We start from the raw sequence: 20,981 nt of genomic DNA, 5'->3' as shown, positions 1-20,981 counted from the left end.
GGTTCAATCTACCAGAAACCACTTCCAGATCCTTTTATTGGGTTCTTTTGTACTTGGTTTTATTGCTGAAATAACTTTTCGAGAGTTGTGATTCAGTGCTGTTACATCTTTCAGGTATTGATAAAAATATGATGAAAGGATTGAGCAAAAAAACCTTAATCTATCCGGTCCACAAGGAATTTTAGCACCCGGGTAAAATCTTCGGTATAAACACGTACAAAGTACATGCCTTTACTTGGGACTTTTATCGGTAATTTGCTGATTTTTTCAAGCTCAATATTGGAATAGGTATGTATTTCCTTTCCTAAAGCATTGAACAAAACGGCCTTTTTGAGAGGTAACAGGCCTGGATTTTGAATTACCACCTCTTTATACTGTGATGAATAAATTAAATTAAATTTACCCTGAGCAGGAGTGGGTTCTTCGGGTTGTCCACTTCCGTCGCCATCACCACTTCCATCGCCATCACCGTCACCACTTCCATCGCCATCACCGTCACCACTTCCATCTCCATCGCCGTTATCGTCACCATCATCCCCATCACCGGGATCTTCTGTATCATCTTTTTTCTCATGGAAGACAAGAGAGTAACGATCATGAATTTCACCGGGTTCAATTGTTGTAGTAAAATCTGATGCTCTCAGGTTGTAATAAGTATCGGTAGCATTGTCTCTAATAAATATCGGAAGGTCATCGGGGATGTTTTCCATTTCATCTATAGCAATGGTGAACTCTCCTTCCGTAGAAATTTTAAGTCCCAGAGGTAAGACCCTTTCAGTATCAAAATCGGGTACTCCCTGAATTACCAGTCTATCCTCCTCTTCTCCCATAAGCCAGTACATATCCTCTTTATTATTTTCGATAAGAGGTGCGTCATAACCCAGGTCAAAACCTGAAGTGGTAGCGGTATCACGGGTTACCAGTAGCTGGCGATGGTAACCTGCCGGAGATTCAAATTTCAACCAAAGTCTCATCCTGGTTTCTTCCTTAGCAGTATCTTCAGTTGTAGTATTCTGGTTCACTGTTTTCTTTTCCATAGAATGGAAAACAACTTTTGTGGAATCTGCTTCTGTATGAAATACCCGCTGGCTATTATTGAATTTAACCTCTCCGCCTGTGATTGTCACATTTGGATTAAGCGACAATGCCGGGTTTAAAACGGTATTGATAAAAAATCCCTGGCCTACAGCAATATACTGGCGTGGTTTCTTTCCGCCCTGTCGGTTTGGGTTCTGGTTATTGATCCTGGCATCATTGGCAATAGCGCGAATACCACCGGCCAGATTGTAAATTGCGTAACCTCCTACATATTCAGTAAGAATGTGGGTTTTATTTGCAAAATGGGACCAGAAATAAATTGAGCCATTAAATACATTTTGAGAGTTTCTGCCTAAGGGAACATTCTTTAAGTTATCCCTAATAAATTCACTTGCGTCAATGGCTGAAGGGTATGGGTTTCCAATTAAATAATTTTGATCCAGTCCAATGTTCAGGGTAATAGGCCCATTATTGGGCATGCCTCTAAAAGTGTAATTTTGGAGTTCCTTTATGTCTTTATTTCCCCTGGAGCCTTTCATGGTAAAGCCTTCTCCAGTGGCAACCAGGGTTTGGGGAGTGATCTGTTTCCACTTGCTGTATTCCCCGGCTTTGCCGAAAAACTGATTGAGCCAGTAGGAACTAATTCGAATAGGACCTTCTTCAGAATAATTATGATCTGCATAATGATACTGAGGATTAAAATCTATGGGTTTGGGATTTTCTGGCTTACTACCGTCCATAAGAACATCAATAAGTTTGTATCCTGAGTTGGGAGCATTTCCTTTTATACTTACAGGAGAACTCCAGTAATTGTAGTTATAGCTGCTGGCCGTTCCCTGCTGGTCACGTTCAAGGTATCCCGATCCTTCTACCTTACTGCCTTCTGGCTGTAAAAGCTGTGATTCTCCATTGAGATCGAGTACGCCGTCCAGCTTAAAATAATGAGTTAGTGTTAGGCTGGTACCGCTCTTATTATTTTCTCCTTTTAAAGTAAGAGTCCCTGTTTTGTCAAGTAAACCCAAGAGGGTAATATTCTGAGAGGAAGTGGGATTGTTGACTTTTTTACCATTAAGATCTACAATATTCCAGTTAATTGCATCCCCATTTATCCCGCTGGTATTTGGAGCGTTCCATACATTTGGCATGCTAATATTTCTTCCGTTGTACGGATTGGGCAGCTGCCAGGTGTTTTTGTCAAACCAGTTACCATCATTTGTAAAAAGTTTGTAGGGGAGAGGTGCAGTGTTTTCCTGCATATCTTCGATGTTCTTCAGGTTTCCGTCTGCTGTATTTCCCAGATTACCAAGGTTGACGGTAAAGCCGTTAGCTATCAGGTCTTCTTCGGCCAGGAGTTGATAATAACCGGGCAGTTTACTCCACGACTGTACTTCGGGAGCGTTTGGCAGGTTTAGATCATTTCCTAAGACACTTCCGTTTACCTGAGTATCATTGGTTTTCTCCAGCCGCTGATTCATGTAGAACCTTATTTGCTCAACAGAAATTCCTGTATTCCATATTCGAACCTCTTCGATAAAGCCTGAGAAGTTATTTTTACTTCCACTAAAAGAAGAAGCGTAAGTAGCTCCAATAATAGCCGGGGCACTATTGTCAACAATAGCATTTGGAGTAATACCCGAATTGGATTTTACCAGGATGCCATCTACATACAGCTGCAGTTCGTTGCCAGTATATACCCCTGCCACGTGAAACCAACGATCTGTTGTTAGTGAGTTTACAGAAGTTACACTCTTATTCCCGACCCTAAAAGCAGGAGCTCCATTGCTTAAGATAAGATCGTAGCCAGAATTTAATTTATCTTCTTCCCGTTTAGCAATTATAGTTCTTGTTCCTGTAAGATCATGAGGTTTGACCCAGGCTTCGATAGAGAGGTTGCTGTTCACCATGTCGTAGTGATCACCAAGATCTACAAAATCGTCTTTTCCATCAAAGTTCAATCGGCTACAGGCGGGGGGAAGTTCAATTACTACTGTGTCACTTATTTTACATTCTTCAACAATAGGAGTTACCACCCAACTAATTTCATACTTTGTATTTGCCTGCCCCGTGAACCAGGTATTTGGAGCTAATTCGTTTTCAAAAATGGGTGAATTACTAGTTGTTGGTGCAGTTGCAATAACTTCCCATCTGCCAGTCCCCAGGTTAGGATCTACAGGTATGGCGTTTAACTGAATTTTACTTATGCCACATTCAGCAACAATGATATCTTCACCTGCATCCACAATAATTTCTAATGGCTGATCTATAGTTATATTTTCAGAAAGCAAGGTGCAACCAAATGCTGTATTTGCGGTAAAAGTATAAGCTCCGGCTTTAAGGTTGGTTACCTCAAAATTCCCTGTGGTATTATTTACTTCTGAAGCAACTTCAGATCCGTTGTTGTTAAGTAAAGTTAGAGTGTAATTAGGGGAATCATCCGCAATCATACCTCCACTGACAGAAATTGAGGCGCTACCATCTTCGCCGTCAAAACAGGTGACATTCGTTACCGAAGTGTTGTCAATTTGTAGTGCTGAAGGCTCTAAAACAGGAGGACCGGTAACATCTACCTGGCAGCCATTGGCGTCTGTAACAATTACAGAATACCCCGATTCACTTGGAGGAAGGTTAGTAACAGTTTGGGTTGTTCCAACAGTATTTCCGTCTTGATCTTTCCACTGATAGGTGAAAGGAGCTGTTCCTGTCCCTTCTGTCACGGTTACAGTTGCAGTACCATCCTGGGCACCAAAACAATTTACAGGGGAGACAGAAACGGTTGCAAGAGGAGAATTGTAAAAAGAAATATTCACCTCATCGGTACAGGTAGCGTTGGGATCATTAGAGGTTAAAGTAAGAATTACCCCATTTTCAGAAGTAAGATCAGCTTCTCCCGGAGTATATGTGGCATTCAGGGCCTTACTATTAGAAAAAGTACCGGATCCATTGGTAGACCAGGTGCCACCATCGTTTGATCCTGATATGTTACCATTCAGCTGAACGGTTCCTGTATTAGAACACAAAGTTTGATCTTCACCGGCATTTACTTTTTGAATTTGAACATCTACAGACTTTGATTCATTGTTACACCCATAAAAATCCGTGATAACCAGGCTGTATGTTCCACCATATTCATTGGCTGTAGCATTTGGTATTACGGGATTTTCTTCTGTAGAGGAAAAATCATTTGGCCCGACCCATTGAAACGTTATTGGTTCACGTCCTCCTTCAAGATTTGCATAAAGCCTCAGCTCACCATTGTCACATACAGGATCATATGAAGGTTGAAAATCAAATTCAACAGCACTTAATTCAGCAAATGAAATGTCATCAATTCCAAAATCATTTCCATCACGAATCGTATTTTCATTTATAATGCGAAGTTTAACTTGCGTATAATTGCCAGAATTCCATAGTTGTGGGTTGTAAAACTCGATCCATTGTCCAACAGGAATACCTGCATTTCTACTTTGATCCCATAGGTTACCAAGAGTGGATTCAGCAACAGGAGTGTTACTACCCGCTACAAGAACTTCGAGCCTTAACTTTGCATAATTAGCTTCACTATTTCTTGATACAAGGTTGGTAGTCCATGCGCTAAAATAGTAATCGGTATTAGCTTTTACGGTTAAGTAGCCATTTGTTTCCCAGACTGTTTGGCCAAGATCTGGATCGCCATTCACTATCATAAACTTACCATTGCCAGTGGTGTGATCTCCGCTATCATTAAAGCCTGAATGATAAGGATTAGAATGCTCATCTACTGCGTACAAGCCTTCGGGAACCAATTCATCCCTTCGGTTTGGATTGTCATTGCGATACCCATATTGTGTAGTAAAGCTATTGTTACCTGCCTCAAAGTCTCCATTAGTAATGAGATTTTCAGAAATGTCAATACTTGCCGAGCCTTTACAGCCATCTTTTGTGACTGTCAAAGTATAGCCTTGGGCTGTCTTAACATCCACTTCAGAACCTGTAGATATTTCTTCACCAGACGCTGTCCAGGAGTAGGTATCGTAAGAACCTTCTACATATAATCGAATTTTATTTGGATCATTGGGATACGCACAGTAATCGGCTTCAATTTTTGGTTTTACAGGAGGCAATACATTGACCGTTACAATATCTTGTCCCACATTACAATTATTGTCATTTCCAATGCCATCATAGGTGTAGGTAGCAGTAAAAGTAGTTGTTTGATCTACGATACCTATATCTACAGGGGAAAGGTCTGCTTTTCCTTCTACCCGCCATTCAGGATCATCCGATCGTGTCCAGATAATAGCTGGTGGAGCGATTCCTTCCCCTTTAATTTCAATATTATTAATAGCCCAATAACGATCGTTATAACCACCAATATATCTGAAGCGAATCTGTACATTACTTAGGTTACTCGGGATGAAAAACTCCTCATATAGAAAGTTGTTGGGGCTGCCAACGTTTCTATCGAATGGGAGGGAACTATCTAAACGCCGCCAACCAATCCCGTCAGCTCGGTATTCCACATGACCTTCCCCATATTCGTTGTCAAAATAATGGAAAAAAGAAAGTCTTACATTTTCCTTTCCTACTGTGCTGAAACGCTGGTTATTTTTAAGAGTTAAAGTAGAGGAGCTAACATTAGCATTTGATGCATTTACAGAAATAAAGCTGGTGCCGTCATTCGATTCGAAATTTACATTTTGAACAGGACACTGTCCAAAAATGATTTGCCAAAAACTACAGGTAGGATCATACTGCTGGTAAGCTGTGGAACCATTACTGGTATTACTCCAATTTTGACTATTGGAACTGGAATTCCATGAGTTGAAATTATCAAGATCAATATTTAATTCCGTTTCTTCTGTTTCGAATAAGATAGAAGCCCTGGAATATAAATTTATTGTATTTGGATCAGCCGGACTACTCGGATGGCATACTGTAATTTCGGTTTGAGCATCATCTTTATTTTGGTTTGACATCGAAGCTGAAGCCTCTACAAGTGGTGCAGGCTTAACTGCAATAAAGATACTTTCCTGATTAGCTGTACAATTCTTAAAATTCAGAGTATATATAAATTCAACATCAATTGGATTGGCTGTAGTGTTGTTTAGAGTCGTAGAAACAGTCCCGGATCCACTGGCTTTGGAAGCAACAATCCCACTAGTGGGAACCATTGTCCAGGTTAAGTTTGTTTCGTCTAAATTTGCTCCATTATTTGTAGAAATGGGGAAATTACCACAGACTTCAAAGTTTTTATCCCCTGTAAGAGAGGGTTCAGGAAGAACCGGAACTCTTACTGTAATAACTTCTTCATCCCCTGCAATACAGCCATTCTCTGCATCAATAATGATCTCATAGGTAACTATTATTGTTTCGGAAGTATTATTTGTGAGTTTTTCTTCAATATTACCCGTACCGCTAGCAGAACCATTAATTCCGGAGAGGTTAGGTCGATTCCAGTTGTATTCAGAGACTGGAATATTACTTTCAAATGAATAAGAAAAAGTGCTCCCAGAACAAATTTCAGGCATCAAATCAGCACTGGTTAATACAGGTAAAATTTTGTCAACACTTACTTCTTCAATCACCGAACAGCCCGAAGCCGATGTCCCTTTAATATAATAGTTCCCCATGCCAACTTCAGAAGGACTTTGAAGTTGATTTGTAACTTCAGCATTGCTATAATAGGTATAAGTGAGGCCGGGAGTTGATCCGGTTTTAATTGTTGGATCGGTTAGATCTACAGAGGTTTTACATTCGGGAATATCAATTGTGAGTTGAGGTGTAGGATTCACCGTAACAGTCACACTTATGGGCGTACCAGTACATCCATTTGCTTCAGGGACAATTCGGTATTTTACAACCTGGGGCTGGGAGCTGCTATTGGAAAGCGTTTGAATAATCTGATTTCCCGAGCCTTCAGAAGCTCCGGTGATATCATTTCCCACTTCGGCAATTGTCCAGGAAAATGAAGTCCCACTGCCGCTTAAGTTAATGGAGGTGCTTTCTCCGGAACATATTTGCTGGCTGGCCGGGCTTACTGAAACTGTCGGGGTGGGGTTTACCATCACATCATAGCTTACAGGTGTTCCCGTACACCCATTTACCACAGGGGTAATCGTCACAGTTGCCGTTCCGGTTTTAGCAGTAAACGCCGGGATTTCAGTCACATTAGTCCTGTTGGATAATCCAACAGCCGAACCACCAGAAATATTGAATTTAGTGCCGGTTACATTAGCGCCAAGAGGCAGGATCTCTGTTGTTTGACCGTTACAATACGTCTGGGAGTCAGGAAAAACATTTACTTCCGGCTTCGGTTTTACAGTTATGGTGAAGGTCTCTACTTCTCCTGTACAGCCATTTGCTGAAGGAGTCAGGCTAATAGTGGCTACCTGGGTCACATAAGTGCCATTAGTGGTGGCGACAAATGCAGAAATATCTCCATTTCCTGAAGGACTAAGACCAATATTGGTGTTATCATTACTCCACGCCACTTCACTTCCTGTTACCGAAAAGTTTGAAAGGTCAATCGTGGTAACAGTTTCTCCTTCACATAGCACAATATCATTAGGTTTTGTGATGGTAGGAGTAGGGTGAACTGTAAGGGAAAAGTTTATCGCTTCCCCTTCACAGGCATTCCCAAAAGGAATAACTTCAAATACGGCGGTAACAGATTCATTCGTGTTGTTCTTGGCTGTAAAAGCCGGGATGTTTCCCGTTCCACTGGAAGTCAGTCCAATATCAAGACTGCTTTCGGAAGCACTTTTATAAGACCAGGAATAAGATTTGTTTTCCAAAGAGTTCCCTGTGAATGCTATGGCAGGAATTTCTTCCGTATTGCAAAACTCGCTGCCGTTAATTGATGGCACATCAACGGTGGGTTCAGGAATATTAATGGTTTGGTCTTTAGTACTGAAGTTTCCTTTATCATCAGTGAAAGTCCAGGTAACCGTATATTGTCCCGGACCATCAAAAATGAGCTTTGGGGTTTCCCCTTGAATTTCACCTGAACAATTATCCTGTGCCACAGGAACAGGAATAGCTTCCCCGCAACTCCAATTCTCTAGCGTGCTGATGTTAGGCAGGGTGGGAGCTTCTTTATCTTCAATAGTAACTTCTATAGCTCCTGAAGCCGTTAATCCTGCTGCGTCGGTGACAGTGTAATTAATTGTGGTTTTTCCAATGCTGAAGGTTTTAGTACCCACCTGACCTGATCCGTTTCCTGAAGTAACACCGCTAATGGTCCAGCTCAAAATTTCCCCCGAACAGTTATCGCTAAAACTCACATTTGGAATAGCGATGGAAGCGGTACACTTTCCTGTATCTGTACTCTCAAAAATGTCATTTCCAAGGGTGATTTTTGGCGCTTCATCATCGGTAACCGAAATTTCTATAGCTCCTGAAGCCTTTAATCCTGCTGCATCGGTGACAGTGTAACTAATGGTGGTTTTTCCAATATTGAAGGTTTTGGTGCCCACCTGACCTGTTCCATTTCCTGATGTCACTCCGGTCATGGTCCAGCTCAAGGTTTCCCCTGAACAGTTATCGCTGAAACTCATATTCGGTACAGCGATTGAAGCCGTACACTTTCCTGTATCTGTACTCTCAAAAATGTCATTTCCGAGTGTGATTTTTGGAGCCTCATTATCGGTAACAGTTATGTCGATAGCTCCTGAAGCGGTTAATCCTGCTGCATCGGTGACGGTGTAATTAATGGTGGTTTTTCCAATGTTGAAGGTTTTGGTACCCACCTGACCTGTTCCGTTTCCTGAAGTAACACCACCCATGGTCCAGTTCAAGGTTTCTCCTGAACAGTTGTCGCTAAAACTCACATTCGGAATAGCAATGGAAGCGGTACACTTTCCTGTATCTGTACTCTCAAAAATGTCATTTCCGAGTGTTATTTTTGGCGCTTCATTATCGGTAGCCGTAATGTCTATAGCTCCTGAAGCCTTTAATCCGGCTGCGTCAGTGACGGTGTAATTAATGGTGGTTTTTCCAATACTGAAGGTTTTGGTGCCCACCTGACCTGTTCCATTTCCTGAAGTAACACCACTCATGGTCCAGCTCAAGGTTTCTCCTGAACAGTTATCGCTAAAGGTCACATTCGGTATCGCAATGGCTGCCGTACACTGTCCGGGATCTGTGGTGTCAGAAATGTCATTTCCGAGGGTTATTTTTGGAGCCTCATTATCGGTAACAGTTATGTCGATAGCTCCTGAAGCCGTTAATCCGGCTGCGTCAGTGACGGTGTAATTAATGGTGGTTTTTCCAATACTGAAAGTTTTGGTGCCCACCTGGCCAGTTCCATTACCTGAAGTAACGCCGGTCATGGTCCAGCTCAAGGTTTCCCCTGAACAGTTGTCGCTAAAACTTACATTCGGAATAGCGATGGAAGCGGTACACTTTCCGTTGTCTGTGTTCTTGGTAATATTATTTCCCACATTTATTTCTGGCGCTTCTTCGTCCTTAATGGTAACCGTCATAGAATCCTGATCTGTAGAAGAATTATCACCGCTAGAAGTGAAAACAATAGTAGTTACCCCTTTTTCAAAAGTATGCGTGCCTACCTGTCCTGTACCGGAATCGCTTGTTGCACCACTCATGGACCAGGTAAGACTGTTCCCGGTAAAAGATGCTTCCGGAATATTTATGAATGCTGAACATTTGCCGGAATCGGTCCTCTTTTGAACATCAGCTGGAGCTGTGACCGTGGCGTTTTCAGTATTATTATTGAAGCCAAGGGCAAAAATTCCTTTAGGCGATTCATACCAGGGAGCGGTATAATTTTCAGATGGTTGAGGGTAACTAAAGGATTTGAGATCTGGGCGCGACCAGAAGGCACCTAATACAGGGGAGCCGACCAGTAAAAATAGTATACATATCTTAACAGGAGTAAAATATTTCTCCATACCAAACCATTAGAAATCAGGTGGTAAAAGTAGGAAAAAAAACAAAGCCTTAAATTTTTACTATATTTTAATAGATTAAAGGCTCCAAACTTGGCTAAAGTGCATAAAGCTAAGAAAATTTTAGTAAGTATTATTCGCAAGGTGCAAACCCGGATCTACTCCAGAATTACTTTTTTGGTAATGATTCCCTGTGCTGTATGCAGCTTCAGAATATATACTCCAGCACTAAAGCGTTCTACAGGTAGCTCTTCTTTTATTGTTAACGGGATATTGTAGTAGACGTGAACCTGCTGCCCTGAGAGGTTGTTCAGATAGATTCTATTGACCTTTATCAGTTCGGGATTTTTAATTAAAATGATTCTGTCTTCATTCAGGTACTGGACTTTGAAGGGCCCATCGTCTACAATAACGGGATCTTCAGGCTCTACTACAGGGGTATCATCTTTAAAGACCAGTTTAAAACGATCTGTAAACACACCTTCTTCAACTTCTGTAGTAAAAGGTTCCTGTTTTAAATTATGAATTGTGCCTGTGATGCTGTCTTTCAGGAATATTTCCTGATCTTCTGCAATGTTACCCAATCTATCTATGCTAATCTTTACAACTCCTTGTTCTTTTATCTTCACCCCCAGCTGAAGCTCCCGTTCCAGGTTAAAATCTCCAACTCCCTGTATCACAAATTCGTTATTGTTAAAGTACCAGTACATATCTTCAATATTATTTTCAATAAGAGGGGCGTCATAACCCAAATCGAAGTTATCGGTAGCATTGGGATCGGCAGTGACTAAAATTTGTCGGTGATATCCTTTTGGAGATTTAAATTTCAGCCAAATACGCTGTTGTTCTGACTTTGAGGTATTTGTGTCCTCAATTCCTGAAATTTCTTTCTTTTCCTGGTAGTGAAAAACTGATTTTTTAGCATCATTTTCAGTAACAAATAGTCTTTGATTATTCCTAAATATAACCTGCCCGCCATGGATAGTTATATTTGAAATATTTACAATTTCAGGATCTAAGCGGGTATTGACAAAAAAGCCCTGGCCTACCGGAATGAACTGCTGCGGAATGCGCCCGCCTTCATCTTCAGTAGCATTAATCCGGTCATCTATAGCGACAGCAATTACACCGCCTGAGAGATTATAGGTAGCATAGCCGCCAATATATTCTTCGAGATAATGAGTTTTATTGGCAAAATGCGACCAGAAATAGATGGTTCCGTTAAAGACGTTGGAAGTATTTCGGCCATTGACGACGTCTCGCATATTGTCGAGAATAAATTCATCGGCATCAATAGCTGACGGATATGGATTACCTAAAAGATAATTTTCTCCTGTGCCCGTGGCATTCATAGTTTCCATTAAAATGGTACCGTTGTTTGGGAGCCCTCTAAAGGTATAGTTTTGAGGGTCGAGTATAGCTGCACTACCAGAGGTGCCTTTCATACTGTAGCCTTCACCAACCTGCAAAACTCCTGTACTTCCAATATGTTCCCACCTAAAGTAATTATTTGCCGTACCATGAAACTTGTGAAGCCAGTAAGTACTCACTTTGCGCGGGTTTGTAAAACCAGCATCGGCGTGATTGTAGGCGTTGCCAAAGTTGATCTTAGCGGGGGTAGGGGTTGTTCCATCCATCATAACTGTTCCTACAGAATAATCGGCGTTAAGGCCTCCGGGACTTACAGGGGAAGACCAGTAATTGTAATTATAGCTGCTGGCAGTTCCCTGTTGGTCTCTATCCAGGAAACCTGTTACTTCCCGGTTTATACCCGAAGTCTGATCTACGATACTTCCATCAGGTTGAATAAGTTGTGATTCTCCATTGAGGTCAATAATACCATCAAGCAGGAGGTAATGGGAGATAAAAAGTCTATTTCCACTTCCACCGCTCGTCCATCCTGTGGGATTCGCTCCTTCCATATCAAGTACATTACTTTCAGATAATAAGCCCAGGACTGTAATGTCCCGATTACCGGAAGTGATATGATGAGAAGTTTTTACTATGTTCCAATCAATAGTACCTGTATGCGGAGGGTCCCAAACTTCAGGGCGCAACCAGGTATCATCTGTTCCCCAAATTCCATCTTTACCAGAATAATAGGGAAGGGGTGCAGTATTCTCCTGATTCGTTTCCATATTGACTAACCTTCCCGGAGATGCTGTTGCAGCACGATCTGGGGTTAACCCATTAAGTGGCATATCTTCTGGTAAGAAGATAACTGGACTAGTGGGTAAAGGTTCGGGTGTTGCCGAGATCAATCTGTAGTATCCTGCCAGGTCTGAATAATTCAGCCCACCGGGTACATTCATAGGAATTTGTTCTCCCATTTGAGTGCCATTCGCAATAAGACGCTGATTCATCATAAATCTTATCTGTTCAACTGTCAGCGCTTTTTTCCATAATCTAACTTCCTCTATCCAGCCGGAATAGAAGTTAGTTGTTTTGCCATTAAGCAGTTGAGCTCCTATGATAGTTTGAGGACCGTTGCCACTACCTAAAGTGAAATTTGTTTTTTCTACTCCGTCTACATATAATTTCCCATTAGAAATTGCAATATGGTACCACCTGGTGTTTGGAGTAATTTCAGCCGGAGTGGTGATATTAAAATTTGAGCCTGAGATTATAGTTCCACCAGATACTTCGGGCCTTATCCAGGCTTCAAAACTTACAACTTCATTATAGGGATCATCAATGAGTATGTGGTCGTCTTCCCCATCAAAGTCTAAAGCAATACAGCCCTTAATAATTACCTCTAATGAATCGACTTGTGGAGCACAGGTTTCCGGATTTTCATAAAGGTTTCCATTTTCATCCTTTTCTGTAGGTTCAAGGATCCATGATACATTGTATGTTCCTGCTGCTGTGGTAAGAAGCGTAGCATTAGGGTCATTTTCCGCCGCAATATTATCATTGGGATTAGAATCCACTAAAGTTGCCCCTGCTCCTTCAATAGACCATTTACCCACAAAACCGTCTGGAGTGGGGTAACTGATCACGGGCTCATTCTTCCCATTTAATACTGAAGCAGAAAGTTGGGCTTCAAAATTTCCGCAGCTACCATATTCTGCTGAGACCGTGGTGGTGTATTTATCAAAAACAAAAACCTCTATGTTTTCGGCATTTTCGGCTACCTCACAGGCATTTCCGGTGGAGTCGAAAACTAATTTTGTCTTTACTTCAAAAACGTTAAGACCAATTTGTTTTGGGGCATATTGAACTGAATTAGTAGTTCCAATAGGAATAACCTGTTGAGGATCTGTATAATCATTCCATTCAATAGTAACATTTCTGGGACCTTCAGGTAATTTTATACCATCTACAGCCCAAATATCTCCATCTTTTGCACCATCAAAGGTAAATTTCAATCTCAGATTGCTTTTTCCCAGGAAATTGCCGAGATCTAAGACAATTTTGTTCTTAGGCCGGGATTGGGGAGTGCCGGTTCCAAAACTACTGTAATTGCCACTGGAGGCACTACCACTCATGGTAAATAGAACTGCCTGATATGTATTTCCTCCATCTTCAGAAATTTCTACAGTTATTGTGGCTCCGGGTGTTAGGTTGTAAGCCTGATCGAAAGTTACAATTGCCTGATCCATTGCTCCTATACTAAAAATGTTAGTTTCCATGGTAGCATTATGAGCCCCCGAGACCAGTGCAAAACCTTTATTTCCATCTTCAATTCCCGAATCCCACCTCATAGGATTCATTGAGTATGGACTCGTATTATAATTTGCTGTGTTAAAATTATGTGGAGTAGCTCTTGACCAAAAATCCTGGTTGGTATTGTTGGCGTTGGTTTCGAAGTTCATATCTTTTCCGTCGAGTCTAAAACGCCATCCTTTATTTTTAAGTCCTGCATTATCAAAATTCCCGTTTTCAACTGTGGGAACGGTGTTGGTATAACCCGTTTCTGAACTTAAGGTTACAGTATCTCCCAAACAGACAACACTTTCACTTACTGTTACGGAGCTGGGAGTTATATCTGTCGGAATAACACTCAGAATTGCAGTTTGGGAGAAAACATTAGGGCTACAGGCCCCACTACCTATTTCTACCCTAAACACTGTTGTTTCAGGTAGGTATAAACCCTGTATTGTAGAGGCAGATAACACATTGCCGGTAAAATTTCCTTCTTCTCCCGGAATTGTAATCCAGGAAGCACCGTTAATACTATATTTCCATGCCAGGATGTTTCCTGTATGACCTGATAGGGTAATGGGTAAATATCCAGAAGTCGCCCCCTGGCAGATCATGAATATCCTGCCGTTGTTATTGGTATTAACAAGATCTTCAAAAGCTAATTTCCCGCCAACTGGTAATGGATCAATATTTATTTCCACAGTACTGCTTACGTCTTCGCAAACTCCTTTCCCTTCAATAGTATAAGTAATTTCGTGCGTGCCGGTAATGGCATCTGTATCAGTCCAGGTAATTGCACCAGTAGTAGCGTTAATGCGACTTCCCAAAGTGGGGCTGGAAAAAGTTCCCCCGGTTTCAAAACCATTCACAACCGAGGCGCTTTTTGTGGAGATGCAAAAGGAAGTACTGCTGTATTCAAACCAGGCATCGGATTTTTTTTCGATATTAATTGAAAAAGAACCTTCTACCACATCACACCCATCGGCGTCAACATTCACCGTGTTCGTAATGACGTAACTTCCGGCATCACTGTTCATTATATCAATATTTCCCGTTGTTGTGTCCAGAACAAGGATAGCTCCTTCGGGAGTTGCTGTATAAGTAAAACTACCCGTAACTGCACCATCTTCCAGAATTGGGGCAATTGTTTGTTCCGCTTCAGAAGCTGAGCAAAATTCTGTTGTAGAGTAGGAGAAATTGGGATTCGGTTTTTGATTAATTGTAATAGATGCAGCATGAGTTACTATAGCACAACCCTGGGTAGAATAATCTACAGTATTAATTATTTCATAGGTGCCGGGTGCACTGGCGGCCACATCAATTTCTCCCGTAGCTGCATTAGCAAATACGAGTCCTTCCATAGAAGAGCTAAAAGTGCCGGCCACTCCTTCATTTAGAAAACTGGGAGTAATATTTTCTGAATCATTACAAAATGGATTCTCCCCATAAGTAAAATCGGCTACAGGTTTTTCTCCTATGGTTACTTTGAAGGTCTTTTCGGCAACTGTACAACCTGCTTCCTGTGAAGTTATAGTGTAGGTATAGGTAACCAGGTATTCTCCCGGCGCGGTGCCATTTGGAGAAATTGCACCAGTAGTTGTATCCAGGATAAGGGCGGTGTCATTTACAGAAAATATGCCGGTCCCGTTAGTAAGATTATTTCCGGCAATATGAGGAGTATAGGTGGCAATGTCTGTTTCACAAAATTCGGTGGAAACAGCACTGTTGTCGCTGGGATGATAGCTGAATTCAGTTATGACTGGTTGAGGTATTATTGTTAGACTTCTAGTATCTACAGCATCTTCACATACCTGAACACCTCCAACTTCGAATTTAGCAGTTAAAGTAAATATAAGGGTATTACCAAAGTCTGCTGCCACAGGAGCATAAGTTGCTCCATTTAAATCTGTTGCATTTAAGATTTGTCCTGCTCCATTCGTGGTCCAGGCGAGAGAGCTGTAATTTGTGGCAGTAGCTCCTGTGCCAATGTCAATACTCGTTGAAGTGCTACAAATTTCTATATCTTCTCCCGCTTCAACTTCAGGAGGTGAATAAACAGTTACTGTGGCCGGATTAGAAATAATTTGCGAACAACTTCCTTCAGGACTGCTTATTACTACATCATAAATATCAGAATTTTCCAGAGCTAAATTTTTAATGATCAAATTTGCGGTTGTTGTGCCCGAGTATTTTGATCCATCGAAGATTGGTATCCTATTTTTTCTCCAAACATAGTCATAGATGTTTCCGGTAGCGACAACACCAATTTCAACAGCATTTTCTCCCAGGCAGACGGGAAGGATAGGTTCAGGTTGACTGGTGATCGTGATAGTTTGATTTACTCTGAGTTCGACTTGTTTCGTGGACTGCACATTGGAGCAGGGAGCAGTCCCTTTTACCAGAACAGTATAAAATCCGGCATCAGAAGCATCGGCCTGGGCGATATTTAAGGTGGGGGAATTGGTTCCAACAGGATTTCCATCTTTTGTCCATTCATAAGTCAGACCGGTTCCTGTTGCTTCTATGGAAAATTCAACCGGGAAACCTGCACAAGCTTCTATTGGTGTCGAATCGTCGAGATCTGTTATGATCTCTACCGGCTCATTTACGGTTACCGCACCTGAAACATCACTGGTCACTTCGGGAGTACATGCTCCACCTACAATTACGTAATAGTATATAATTCCCGGAGTACTGGTTTCAGGAAGGAAAGTGGCGGCAGTAGCTCCATTTATTGCAGTACCTCCGGTATTTAAATTCGTTGAATTACTGTACCATTGGTAGGTTAGTTCTTCTCCTGTAGCTGTAATCGACAATTCTGCGGCAGGATCCTCAAAGCATAAGATTTGCTCAGTGGCAGAAGGCTGAGCGGTGATTGCCGGAGGAGCATTCACAGTTACCGCTCCTGAAACACTACTTGTCACTTCAGGAGTGCATGCTCCACTAACAACAACATAATAGTACAAAGTTCCCGGAGTACTGGTTTCGGGAAGGAAAGTGGCGGCAGTAGCTCCATTTATTGCATTACCTCCGGTATTTGAATTCGTTGAATTACTGTACCATTGGTAAGTTAGTTCTTCTCCGGTAGCAGTTACAGACAATTCTGTAGCAGTATCGTTCAAGCATAAAGTTTGTTCAGTTGTAGAAGGCTGAGTAGTGATAGTGGGTGGAGAGTTTACAGTTACCGCTCCAGAAATATCACTGGTCACTGCAGGAGTGCATGCTCCCCCAACAACAACATAATAATACAATGTGCCTGGAGTACTGGTTTCCGGAGAAAAAATAGCGGCAGTAGCTCCATTAATTGCATTACCTCCGGTATTTGAATTAGTTGAATTACTGTACCATTGATAGAATAGATCTTCTCCGGTAGCTGTTACAGATAATTCCGTGGCAGTATCGTTCACACATAAAATCTGTTCAGTTGTAGAAGGCTGAGCAATGATAGTGGGTGGGGAGTTAACTGTTACTGCTCCAGAAAAATTACTTGTCACTTCAGGAGTACAGGATCCACCGATAATTACATAATAATATAAAGTACCTGGAGTACTGGTTACCGGAGTATAAGTAGCGGCATTAGCCCCACTTATTGCAGTACCTCCGGCATTTGAAATAGTTGTATTGCTGTACCATTGGTAGGTTAGGTCTTCTCCGGTAGCTGTGACAAATAATTCTGTGGCAGTATCATTCAGACACAAAGCTTGATCAGTTGTAGAAGGCTGTGCAGTGATTGCGGGAGATGTATGCACGTTTACCGCGCCGGATACTCCGCTGGCCACCGGGGGAGTACATGTTCCGCTGACGATTACATAATAATACCGAATTCCTGCTGTTGTTGCTACTGGTGTATAAGTAGCAGAAGTAGCTCCATTAATTGCAGTGCCTCCGGTATTTGCATTAGTTGTATTGCTGTACCACTGATATGTCAATCCGGCGCCGGTAGCTGTAACTGATAATGGGGTTGCAGTACCATTAAAACATACGACTTGTTCACTGGTTGACGGCTGAGCTGTAATTGCAGGTGGAGCGTTCACGGTTATCGGCCCTGACACGTTGCTGGTCACAGGCGGAGTACATGCTCCGCTGACAACTACATAATAATATGTGGTTCCCTGAGCAGTAGTTAACGGAGTATAAGTAGCAGATGTAGCTCCATTTATTACAGTACCTCCGGTATTAGAATTGGTTGTATTGCTATACCATTGATATGTTAACCCGGCTCCACTAGCTGTAACTGATAAGGGAGAAGCAGCAGCATTAAGACATAGGACTTGTGGAGTCGTCGAAGGTTGAGTAGTGATTGCAGGTGGTGCGTTCACTGTTAGAATCATTTTGTCGGCAACTACCGGACAATTAACATTTCCTGGTTCCTGAGTACTAATTAGTGAAAGTTCTATTGTGCCAGTAAATGTTGAAGGAGGAGAGTAGGTTGGATTTAGAATAGTTTTTTTGCTGAAATCTCCGACAGCTGGTGTAGCAGTCCAATTGTATTTTTGAGCATAACCATTGGATTCTCCAGAAAGTACAATTGAGCCTCCTTTACAGATGGTTTTGTCAATTCCAGCATATACTGAAGCAGATTTGTTGACATTTACAGTAAAAGATTTTTTAGAGCTAATACCACAGGCATTCTTAGCTGAAGCCGTGATATTAAAATTTCCTCCTGAGGCAGCAGCTCCTGTTACATCAACTGTAATTGAATTGGTGCCTTCCCCTCCAATAATTTTCCATCCAGATGGCAATTCCCAAATATAGGAGGACACGTTAGTATCTGGAGTAACTGTATAGACTAATCCTGAAACCGGAGGACAAATGACAGATGAGATATTTATGTTTCCAGTTGTGGCTATAAACACTGGAGTTACAGGAGGTGTAAAACCTTTCATCGTAATAATATTACTTGTTGCATTAACAGGCGATCCGCAGATAGCATTTGAAGTCATTACCACTGAAATTTGAGAACCAGCAGCTAATGAATTTGCTGTAAATGTAGGACTGTTAGTACCTACATTGGTTGTGCCGTTTTTCCATTGGTAGGATGGGTTTGTTCCAGGGTGAATCGGGGTGGCGGTAAAGGTTACCGGAGTTGAGCCCGAGGCTGTTGTAGTACAAATATCATTTGAAGTTGATGAGATGGTGACAGAAGGTACGAGAGTCGGGTTCACCGTCACCGTAATTGTGTAAGGTTCACCTGCACAATTTCCTGCATTAGTTGTAGGGGTAACAATATATTCTACTGTACCTGTTGTTGTATTGCTGGGGTTGCTTAATGGTTGATTTATTGTTGATCCATTTCCCGCACCTGCACCTGTAATACCTCCCGTAATGGTTCCGACGGCCCATGAAAATGAACTTGCGGTAGAAGCAGCCAATGAAATATTTGGTCCGAAGCCACTACATACTGTTGCTGTATTTGCAGTAGTTACAGATGGTTTTGGATTTACTGTAACCGTAATCTTATAAGGTTCCCCTGCACAACTCCCTGTAGTCGCTGTTGGTGTTACAATATACTCAACTGTCCCCGCTGCCGAGGTGCTGGGGTTAGTTAGTGTCTGATTAATGGTAGTTCCCGATCCTGCACTTGCACCTGAAATATTTCCTGTAATGGATCCTAAGGTCCAGGAGAAAGTACCCGGTGTAGATGCAGTCAGTGCAATATTAGGACTTGCACCACTACAAACTGTTGCTGTATTTGCAGTAGTTACAGATGGTTCCGGATTTACTGTTACCGTAATCTTATAAGGTTCCCCTGCACAACTTCCTGTAGTCGCTGTTGGTGTTACAATATATTCAACTGTTCCTGCTGCTGAGTTGCTGGGATTGGTTAGGGTCTGGTTTATTGTGGATCCCGATCCTGCACTTGCACCTGAAATATTTCCAGTATTGGAACCTACGGTACAGGAGAAAGTACTGGGTGTAGATGCAGTCAATGCAATATTAGGACTTGCCCCACTGCATATTGTTGCTGTATTTGCTGTTGTTACAGATGGTTTTGGATTTACTGTTACTGTAATGGTATAAGCTTCCCCTGCACAACTTCCCGTAGTAGTTGTGGGTGTTACGATATATTGGACTGTTCCTGCTGCTGAGTTGCCTGGGTTATTAAGAACCTGATTAATTGTAGTTCCCGATCCTGCATTTGCACCCGTGATGCCTCCTGTGACGGTTCCTACAGTCCAGGAAAACGAACTGGGGGTAGAAGCTGTCAATGGGATATTGGGACTTTCACCACTGCATACGGTTGCAGTGCCGGCAGTAGTCACGGTTGGTTTTGGATTTACTGTTACTGTGATTGTATATGGTGTACCTGTACAACTTCCTGAGTTAGCCGTTGGAGTTACGACATATTCTACTGTACCTGGTGTACTGCCTGTATTCGTGAGGGTCTGATTAATTGTAGTTCCCGAACCAGCACTTGCCCCTGTTATTCCTCCTGTGATAGTACCTACTGTCCAGGAAAAGGAACTGGGCGTAGAAGCACTTAAGGAGATATTCGGACTTGTTCCACTACATACCTCGATTGAATTTGTGGTTGTTACCGACGGTTTTGGATTTACTGTTACCGTAATTGTGTAAGGGTTCCCTTCACAATTTCCTGTTGTAGCAGTAGGTGTGACGATATACTGAACCGTTCCTGCAGCTGAACTGCTGGGATTGGTTAAAACTTGATTTATTGTAGATCCCGATCCTGCACTTGCACCTGTAATGCCTCCTGTAACGGTTCCTACTGTCCAGGAAAACGAGCTGGGTGTAGAAGCAGTCAACGCGATATTGGGACTTGCACCACTGCATATTGTTGCTGTGTTTGCTGTAGTTACTGTGGGAATTGGGTTCACAGTTACTGCAAGAGAATTACTCGTCAAAGGTGTAGCTAAGCAATCGGCTGTAACAACCACTCTAACAGTATGTCCATCCTGAAGAGTATTAGTGGTAAAAGTATTGGAAGGAGTTTTTAAGCCCTGGTTTAGACCGTTAACCTGCCACTGGTAAAGGATATTTGTTCCGGTTCCATCCAGGGCGGCGGTAAATTCCACAGGTTCCCCTGCACAAATCGTTGTTCCCGGTGATGCAGTGATATTTACAGACGTAGGACATTGCCCCCACCCCAAAATCGAGGTAAGAATAAAAGCCCAAAAAGTGAAAACTTTAAAGAATAGTTTTTTAACCATATTCACAGCATATTGGGGAAGGGGGGAGTTAAGACCGAGGGGTGCCTTAACAGTCTAAGGTACTGCGAATTAACTTAAATTATCAGGGCTTTCGGCTAAAGGCCGAAAAAAACGTTCAGAGGTGAGGATTTAACTTATTCTATTTTAATTTAACTTTCTGTATGTAATAATTTTATGATAAAAACTCTTGCCTTGGCAAAGGTTTAAAAGAGTCAAAAAAAAGCCGCCAGGAAAATATTTTCCG

General features: G+C 42.0%; 2 protein-coding genes. Both read right to left on the bottom strand.

Going from position 1 to position 20,981, the window contains the following annotated elements; genetic code table 11:
* Nucleotides 1-155: 155 nt before the first annotated feature.
* Nucleotides 156-9,926: an HYR domain-containing protein gene (locus tag V5739_RS02600; RefSeq protein WP_423819537.1), complete on the bottom strand. Its 9,771-nt coding sequence runs from the start codon at nucleotides 9,924-9,926 to the stop codon at nucleotides 156-158.
* Nucleotides 9,927-10,081: 155 nt separating this feature from the next.
* A complete protein-coding gene (locus V5739_RS02595; RefSeq protein ID WP_423819536.1) occupies nucleotides 10,082-20,737 on the bottom strand; it encodes a PKD-like domain-containing protein in 10,656 nt (3,551 codons plus the stop codon).
* Nucleotides 20,738-20,981 lie beyond the last annotated feature (244 nt).

Origin of the sequence: Salinimicrobium sp. TIG7-5_MAKvit (assembly GCF_049569215.1) — a bacterium.
Classification (GTDB): domain Bacteria; phylum Bacteroidota; class Bacteroidia; order Flavobacteriales; family Flavobacteriaceae; genus Salinimicrobium; species Salinimicrobium profundisediminis.
Note: the sequence above shows the minus strand (reverse complement) of the source record. Positions and strands in the feature narration are given on the sequence as shown.